Annotated in this window: 9 protein-coding genes; all 9 read right to left on the reverse strand. The window is 68.7% G+C overall.

All coding sequences use genetic code 11. The annotated features are described in order from the left end of the window. A partial coding sequence (gspM, locus tag VGD20_RS20540) for a type II secretion system protein GspM (RefSeq protein WP_331136227.1) occupies positions 1–271 on the reverse strand: 271 nt, incomplete at its 3' end. Further along, positions 268–1,413: a type II secretion system protein GspL gene (gene gspL, locus VGD20_RS20545; protein WP_331136228.1), complete on the reverse strand. Its 1,146-nt coding sequence runs from the start codon at positions 1,411–1,413 to the stop codon at positions 268–270. The genes gspL and gspM, both read right to left, overlap by 4 nt. Next, positions 1,414–2,421 carry a type II secretion system minor pseudopilin GspK gene (gene gspK / locus VGD20_RS20550; RefSeq protein WP_331136229.1) on the reverse strand — a complete coding sequence of 336 codons (1,008 nt, stop codon included), beginning with the start codon at positions 2,419–2,421 and terminating at the stop codon, positions 1,414–1,416. Further along, a complete protein-coding gene (gspJ, locus tag VGD20_RS20555; RefSeq protein ID WP_331136230.1) occupies positions 2,418–3,038 on the reverse strand; it encodes a type II secretion system minor pseudopilin GspJ in 621 nt (206 codons plus the stop codon). The genes gspK and gspJ overlap by 4 nt, the downstream gene beginning before the upstream one ends. 128 nt (positions 3,039–3,166) lie before the next feature. After that, positions 3,167–3,661: a type II secretion system minor pseudopilin GspI gene (gene gspI / locus VGD20_RS20560; RefSeq protein WP_331136231.1), complete on the reverse strand. Its 495-nt coding sequence runs from the start codon at positions 3,659–3,661 to the stop codon at positions 3,167–3,169. Then, the gene (locus tag VGD20_RS20565) at positions 3,651–4,214 is read right to left on the reverse strand and encodes a GspH/FimT family pseudopilin (protein WP_331136232.1); all 564 of its coding nucleotides are present in this window, start codon (positions 4,212–4,214) and stop codon (positions 3,651–3,653) included. The genes gspI and VGD20_RS20565 overlap by 11 nt, the downstream gene beginning before the upstream one ends. Continuing rightward, positions 4,189–4,680, reverse strand: coding sequence for a type II secretion system major pseudopilin GspG (gspG, locus tag VGD20_RS20570; protein WP_331136233.1), 492 nt, complete (start codon positions 4,678–4,680; stop codon positions 4,189–4,191). Before gspG ends, VGD20_RS20565 begins: the two co-directional genes overlap by 26 nt. A gap of 3 nt (positions 4,681–4,683) precedes the next feature. Beyond that, positions 4,684–5,898, reverse strand: coding sequence for a type II secretion system inner membrane protein GspF (gene gspF / locus VGD20_RS20575; RefSeq protein ID WP_331136234.1), 1,215 nt, complete (start codon positions 5,896–5,898; stop codon positions 4,684–4,686). Beyond that, the gene (locus VGD20_RS20580) at positions 5,891–7,384 is read right to left on the reverse strand and encodes a GspE/PulE family protein (RefSeq protein WP_331136235.1); all 1,494 of its coding nucleotides are present in this window, start codon (positions 7,382–7,384) and stop codon (positions 5,891–5,893) included. Before VGD20_RS20580 ends, gspF begins: the two co-directional genes overlap by 8 nt. Positions 7,385–7,507 lie beyond the last annotated feature (123 nt).

Here is a 7,507-nt window from a genome sequence, read left to right on the forward strand (position 1 = left end):
ATTGCGCGAGATATTGGTCGATCGCGACCGCATCGACCGCCGCGGCGACCGATTTGGCCGGACGCTGCGCGAGCAATTGGGCCTTTGCCGCCACGCGCCCTTCGCGCTCGATCGCGGCGCGGTGCCGGTTTTCGAGGTCGATATACGCCGCGACCGCCGGACGACCGAGGCCCCACAGGACAACGCCGAGCGCAAGCACGCCGGCAATACCGACGAGCCAGCGTTCGCGCGTCGACAGCGCAATCCACCAGTTTTGCAATCGCTCGGTCATGGCACCGCCCGGATCGTGATATTCGCCATCTGCTGGCCGTCGCTGCCCGCCATCGGCTGGGCGGTGATGCGATAACCGCGGGCCTGCAGCGCGAGCAGCACCTTGTTGATATCCTCGACGCGCGGCGCGGCGATCGTCGTCGTCAGCGTCCCGTCGGTGCGATGCGACAAGGTCTTGAGCGTCACGCCCGGCGCATCGCCCATCGCGTCGTAGAGCGCCGATGCGGGGACCGAGAAGGCGAGCGGCCCGCCGCCCGCGACGGCAAGGCGGCGGTCGAGTTCGGCCTCCGCCGCTGCCGCGTCGCTTGCGGTCGCCCCGGCCTTCTTCGCCATCGCGACGACGGCGTCGTCGGCGCGGCCGGTGTCGGACGAGAGGCGCACCGCGTAGATGAGCGGGACAGCCAAGCTAACGACGACAAGGGCGATAGCGAGGCGCTTGGCGAGCCGCAGCATCGCCGGATCGACCGACCAGCTGCGTTTGGGTTTCCACCCCCCGCTGAGCAGGTCGAGCGGCGGCGCGGTCAGCGTCATCAACAGGGCTTCGCGCATCCGCCCGGCGTCGAGCGGCAGGATCGCGTGGCCGCCCGCGATCAGCGGATCGAGTTCGGGATCGGACACCCAGGCGCGGTCGATCGTACGAATGATCTGCTCGCCGCCGACCTCGGCCGTCCACAGCGTATCGGGTTCGGGGGGCGGCACCGCGACCGCGACGGGAATGATCGCGGCTGGCGCGAAATCGCGCGCCTTCAGCCAGTCGGTCCACGCCGTCATGGCCGCATGGGTCGTCACCGCGACCGGCACCGCCTGTCCCGTTTCCGCAGGCTGGCCCGCGACGACGTGCAAGGCAGCGGCGTCGCCCAGGCTGGTCTTCAGCGCGTCGATGCGCGCCGCGGCGGCCGCCTGTGCGGGCGCAGCGTCGGGATAATGGAGCCAGCGCAGCGGGACGTCGGCGGCGGGCGCGAGAGCGATCAGCCGGTCGTCGGGACTATCGTCGCGGGGTTTTTCCCATGCATCGACCCAGCCGTCGTCCTGCCCGCTATCGACGACGATGCCATCATCGACGCGCAGCCAGGCAGGCGGGGGCGCATGATCTTCGCCAAGCACCGCCACCGGCGGCAGCCAGAGAATCAAAGTGCGCGACATTCAGTCGGTCTCGCCCCAATCGCGGCGCACGATCGTCGGCGGCGCGATGCCCGCAGAGGGCGCCCCGCCGTTGGCATCGATGAGCGAAACTGCCGTCAAAAATCCGTCCCCCATCGTCACATTCGTCGTCAGCGTCAGCCAGCGGCTGGTCACACCCGCCTGTTCGGCGACATCTTCTTGCGGCTTTCGGCCTTCGAAGGCCCCCGACTCCCAGAATCGCAAGCTGCTGCCATAGCCGCCAGCGGGACGCGCCGCCAGCGCCGCCCGCGCCTTCGCGACAGTGATTTCGCCGGGAACCAGCATCGCGATCAAAGGTGCCTGTTCGGGCGCGAGCGTATTGACGTTAAGCTTGACCGGATCGGTTGCCGGCAGCACGCAAATCCAGGGTTTGAGCCGTGCGTAGATTTTCGGCGTCACGCCGCGCACCGCACGCAGCTCGCTGACATCGGCCATCTTGCGGTTCGCGGGCAGATAGGCGCCCTGCATCGCTCGATAGGCATTGTCCTCGGCGCCGAGCGGCCCCTCGTTGCTGTCGCTGTCGATCCAGTCGGCCGCCGCACCGGCAATCGCCTGCGCCTGCCCCGGGTCGATCCCGAGCAATTGCATCAGCTCGCCGAACTGGCGCATCGACCCCGACCGCTGGCTCAGCCGCCCCGGCGCTGCTTCGGCAACGAGGCTGTTGAGGTTGAAGCAATTGTTGGCGTCGGTCAGCTTCGCACGTCCCTCGCCGCCGGGAAGCGGCAGCGTGAAATCGCGCCCGAGCCAATTGCCCGCCAGCGTCAGCTTCGCGGGATCGCGCCCGACAAGGTCGGCAACGCGGCGCAGTGCAATCTGTTCGGCGGCAAAGGCATAAGCACGGCCCTGGTCGACTGTCGCGGCGCTTCCCGCGATCCGCGTCGCGAGCGTCAGCCGGTCGAGCGCGGTCGCCGCGATCACCGCCATCACCGCGACGAGCAGCAGCACCGTAAGCAGCGCCGCTCCGCGTTCGCCTTTCGCGCCGCGCTTCATGGTGCCGGCGTTCCCTGCCCGGGCGGCGGCGGCAAGGCCGGCGCGGTGAGGAACAGCATCGTCAGCGCTTCGCGCCCCGTACGCGACAGGCGGACCTCGACCGCGCGCGGCAAACGGTCGCCGGGCTCAGAGGTCCAGCTTTCGTTCCAGTTGCCCTTCTCGTCGCGGTAACGGACGGCCACCCCGGTCACCTCGCCGACGAGGCGGTCGCCGGCGCCGAGCGCAGTGCCGTCGAGCATCGGCTGGATCGCGCGCCGCCATTCGCCGCCGACGAGCGCATAGGCGACGCGCTCGACATCGGGGCGCGGACTTCCGTCGAGCGCCGCCGCACCGCCATGGACGAAAGCAAAACCCGTCGACGACCCGGCAAAAGCCGGGACCGCCTCGCCCGCCGGCCCGCGCGTCGGGCGCTGGACCGCCTGCGCAAGGTCGTTCGCCATCACGGCGCGCAGGCGGTTGATGCCGCCCATGGCCTTCAGCCGCCCCTGCACCGCGTCCTGCGTGTCGACGCTGCTGCGCAGCAGCCCGACACCCATCGCCGCGATCGCCGCAAAGATCGAGAGCGCGACGAGCATCTCGACGAGCGTGAAACCGCGATCATCGGCACTTGATCGCACCCCCGCGAAGGGCGTTCGGAAGCACGGGACTCCAAACGCGGCCCAGAGCGAATTGGCGCATCGTCGGTCAGAAACGCTCTGGATCCCCGCCGTCGCGGGGATACGGGAAAAGGCAAAGCGCAAAGCCCTCATCGCGACGGCCGGATGATCGTCAGCGCCGCCTGCCCGCGCCCGCTCTCGGGCCGAACGAGCAGGTCGATGCGCAGCAGGGCGTCGTCGGCGGTCTTTGTGACGCGCTGTTCGACACGCCAGTTGCGGCCGGCGTTCGCCACACCGATCGCGCTGTTGCCGATCGTCGGCGGCGCGGGATCGGTCCACAACTCGACCGCGCGGTTTTGCGCGACGATGCCCGCCATCGTGCTTTCGTCGAGATCGCCCGCGGTACGCACGGCGTAGGCATCGAGGCGAACCAGCGCGAGCGCGGCGATGCTGATAACGCTCAGCGCGACGAGCATTTCGAGCAGCGTAAAACCGCGATCATCGGCTCCTGATCGCGCACCCGCAAAGGGCGTTCGGAGGCACGGGACTCCAAACGCGGCCCAGAGCGAGCTGGCGCAGCGTCGGTTGGAACAGCTCTGGACCCCGGCCTTCGCCGGGGAACAATGGGAAAGTTCACGGCCCACGGCTGACCTCCCCCGCCGCCGACACGCGCACGATCTCGCGCACGTCGCCGCCGGTCAGCACGATAGCCTGCGGCGTGGGACTGATCCCGACGCGGTCGAAGAGGATGCGCGCCGTACCCTGCCCGTTACCCGCCGAAAAACGCACATCGCCGGGCCAGCTGCGCTGTTCGAAAGCCCGGCCGGGAAGCGGCTGCCATTCGCCCGCTATCCGCCGCTCGAAGCCATAGCCCGAGGGTGCGAAATTGACCGACACGCTGCGCCCCTCGACCACCGCGATATCGCGCGCGGCGGCAAGGCGCGCGGCGAGACGGTCGGCCTCGTTGCGCACGGTGCGCTCCTCGCCCGGGATGGTGAGCACGACCGCGGTCGCGGCGAGCGCCATGATCGCGAGCACGACCATCAGCTCGACCAGCGTAAAGCCGCGTTCCCCTCCAGGCGAATGCGCCCCGGCGCAGGCTGGGGCCCATGAAAGATTGGTCCGGCGCCAATGGGCCCCGGCTTGCGCCGGGGAACATGGAAGGGGCGCCTCAGCCGTCGCTGCGAATATCCGCATTGTCGTCGGTCCCGCCGGGGGCGCCGTCGGCGCCGAGCGACCAGACGTCAAACGCCTTTCCGTTCGGCCCGGGCGCCTGATAATTATAGGGACGGCCCCACGGATCGGCGGGCAGCTTCTTGATATAGCCGCCGCGGCGATAGCGTTCGGGCTGCGCGAGTGCGGGCGGCGGGGTGGTGAGCGCGTTCAGCCCGTCGGTCGAGGCCGGATAGGTCAGATTGTCGAGCCGATATTGTTCGAGCGCGTTTTCGAGCGTCGAGATATCGGCCTTGGCCTTGGTCACCATCGCGCGGTCCTGGCTCGGCAGGACGTTGATCATCACCACCGTCGCGAGCAGCCCGATGATGAAGATCACGACCATCAATTCGGTCAGCGTGAAGCCGCGCTCGTCCTTGTTGCGGCGCGAACGAACTGGCGGGCGACCGGGGTCGAGCATCAGGCGGATGAAAAGCTGCATCAGGGACATTTATTATAGACCTGCTAGGTTCTGCAACTGAAGGATCGGCAGCAGAATGGCGAGGATGATAAGGGCCACGCACGACCCCATAACGACAATTATGACAGGTTCGAGAAGCGCCATCGACGCCGCCGTGAAGCGGTCGAATTCGCGCTCGAGATAATCGGCGGCGCGTTCGAGCATCTGTTCGAGCCTGCCCGCGCTTTCGCCGCTCGCGGTCATATAGACGAGCAGCGGCGGGAAGACCCCGGCGTCGCGAAGCGCGGTCGACAGGCCGCCGCCAGCACGAACCTGATCGACGATATTGGCGGTCGCGCCGGCGAGCGCCGCGTTACGGATCGTCGGCACGGTCAGTTTGAGCCCTTCGACGAGCGGCAGGCGGCTCGACACCATCGTCGACAGCGTGCGCGCGAAGCGCGCCGCATAAAGATCGCGGAGCAGACGCCCGAACAGCGGCAGGCGGAGCAGCCGGCCATCGACGCGCGCCTTGAACGCCGGGCGGCGCATCGCGGTCACCCAGCCGAAGCTCGCCGCTGCGATCAGCAGGGCGATCAGCCACCACCAGTTCGCCGCAAAGCCCGATATCGCGATCACCGCACGGGTCAGGAAAGGCAGTTGCTGGCCGCTGTCGGTGAATTGTTCTACGACGCGCGGCACGACGAAAATCATCAGCGCCGCGACGACGCCGATCGCGACGATCGCAAGCACGATCGGATAGGCAAGCGCCGCGATCAGCTTGCCGCGCACTTCGGCCTGCCGTTCGAGCAGGTCGGCGAGCCGCGCGAGGATCGTCGTCAGGCTGCCCGTGGTTTCGCCCGCCGCGACCATCGCGCGATAGAGCGGCGGGAAGCTTCCCGGCTGGCGCGCCATCGCATCGGCGAGGCGGCGCCCTTCGAGCAGCCCGGCGTGAACGTCGCCGATGACGGCGCGCGCGCTTTCGGCTTCGCTCTGGCGCGTGAGCGTGCGCAACGCCTCTTCGAGCGGCGCGACCTCGGCGAGCGTCGCAAGCTGGCGCGTGAAGAGCGCGAGGTCCTTGGCTGAGAGTCTATTCTTGCGAAACGCGAGCAGCGAGCGGCCGGCGGGCTTCGCGCCCGCCGCCTCGACCGCGATAATGTGGAACTTGCGGCGCATCAGGTCGGCGCGCGCGGCGTCGTCGCCCGCGGCAGTCAGCCGTCCCTTGCGCTCGCGGCCCTGCGGATCGATCGCCACATAGCGATAATCAGGCATCGATTTCCTCGCGCCGCGCGATGCGGATCGCCTCCTCGGCGGTCGTCAGCCCCTTCGCGACCATCGTCCGCGCCGCCGAAGCGAGCGTCGGCGATTTCAGGAAGGCGTGCCGCGTGATCATCGCCTCGTCGCCGCCATTGTAGATGTAGCGGCGCACGGTCTCGTCGACCTTGATCGCCTCGAACACCCCGATGCGGCCCTTGTAGCCGGTGCCGCCGCACTGGTCGCAGCCCTTGGGGCGCCAGATGACGGTGCCGATGTCGAGCCCGAGGATCGCGGCGACGCTATTGTCCGCCTGCACCGGCTCGCGGCAATGGTCGCAGAGCTTGCGGACGAGGCGCTGCGCAAGAACCGCGCGGAGCGTCGAGGCGAGCAGGAAGGGTTCGACCTTCAGATCCTTGAGGCGCGTGATCGCGCCGACCGCATCATTGGTATGAACCGTTGAAAGCACGAGGTGCCCCGTCAGCGACGCCTGCACCGCGATATCGGCGGTTTCGCGGTCGCGGATTTCGCCGACCATGACGACGTCAGGATCCTGGCGCAGGATCGCGCGGAGGCCCGCGGCGAAATCGAGCCCGACCTTGCTGTTGACCTGCGTCTGGCCGACGCCGTCGACGGCATATTCGACCGGGTCCTCGACGGTCAGGATGTTGCGCTGGCCGTCGTTCAGTTGCTTGAGCGCGGCATAAAGCGTCGTCGTCTTGCCCGAACCCGGCGGGCCGGTGACGAGGATGATGCCATTGGGTTCGGCAAGCGCCTCGCGCAAAATCTGGTCGGCGGCGCCCGACAGGCCGAGCACGTCGAAGTCGATCCCCGCGGCATCCTTGTCGAGGATGCGCATCACGACGCGTTCGCCCGCGCGGCTGGGGAGCGTCGAGACACGCACGTCGACCGCTTTCCCCGCGAGCGTCAGCCCGATGCGGCCGTCCTGCGGCACGCGGCGTTCGGCGATGTCGAGGCGCGCCATCACCTTGATGCGGCTGACGACGACGGGGGCGACGTGGGGCGGCATGCGCAGATGCTCGCGCAGCACGCCGTCGGTGCGCATCCGCACGACGAGCCCGCTTTCATAGGGTTCGATGTGGATGTCGCTGACGCCCTGCCGCACCGCTTCGGCGATGATCGCGTTGATCAGGCGGATCGCGGGGGCATCGTCGGCGCTGTCGAGCAGATCCTCGGCGCTCGGCAGGCTGAAGTCGATGTCGCTGCCATCGAGCGACCCCGCCATCGCGGCGGCCGAGCTGTCGACGGCATAATGGTCGGAGAGCAGCCGGTCGAAATCGGCGACACTCGCGGTCGTGACGCGCAGCGGCTGCGCGAGGTAGCGCTTCACCTCGATCAGCACCGCGGGATCGGCATCCTCGCGCAGCGTCGCAAGCCAGATACCGCCGTCTTCCCGTGCGATGACAACGCCGTGCGCGCGGGCAAAACCATAAGGAATGTCGACGGGCGCCGGGGGAGGCGCCGCCGGTTCGCTGTCGGTCACGGATAGTCTCCGGCGGGGGGTGCGGGCGCTTTCGAAACCGAAGGCGGGACGTCGGTCGGGGTGACGCTGCCGCCCTCGCCGCGCAAGGCGGGCAGGTTGACCGGGCCGACGGTGACATCGGCG

Origin of the sequence: Sphingopyxis sp. (genome assembly GCF_036402335.1) — a bacterium.
Classification (GTDB): Bacteria; Pseudomonadota; Alphaproteobacteria; order Sphingomonadales; family Sphingomonadaceae; genus Sphingopyxis.

Coding starts and splice junctions, on each gene's coding strand:
- gspG (WP_331136233.1), bottom strand. CDS start 4,680: ATGTCCCTGATGCAGCTTTTCATCCGCCTGATGCTCGACCCCGGTCGC.
- gspL (WP_331136228.1), bottom strand. CDS start 1,413: ATGTCGCGCACTTTGATTCTCTGGCTGCCGCCGGTGGCGGTGCTTGGC.
- gspF (WP_331136234.1), bottom strand. CDS start 5,898: ATGCCTGATTATCGCTATGTGGCGATCGATCCGCAGGGCCGCGAGCGC.
- VGD20_RS20565 (WP_331136232.1), bottom strand. CDS start 4,214: ATGCGGATATTCGCAGCGACGGCTGAGGCGCCCCTTCCATGTTCCCCG.
- gspK (WP_331136229.1), bottom strand. CDS start 2,421: ATGAAGCGCGGCGCGAAAGGCGAACGCGGAGCGGCGCTGCTTACGGTG.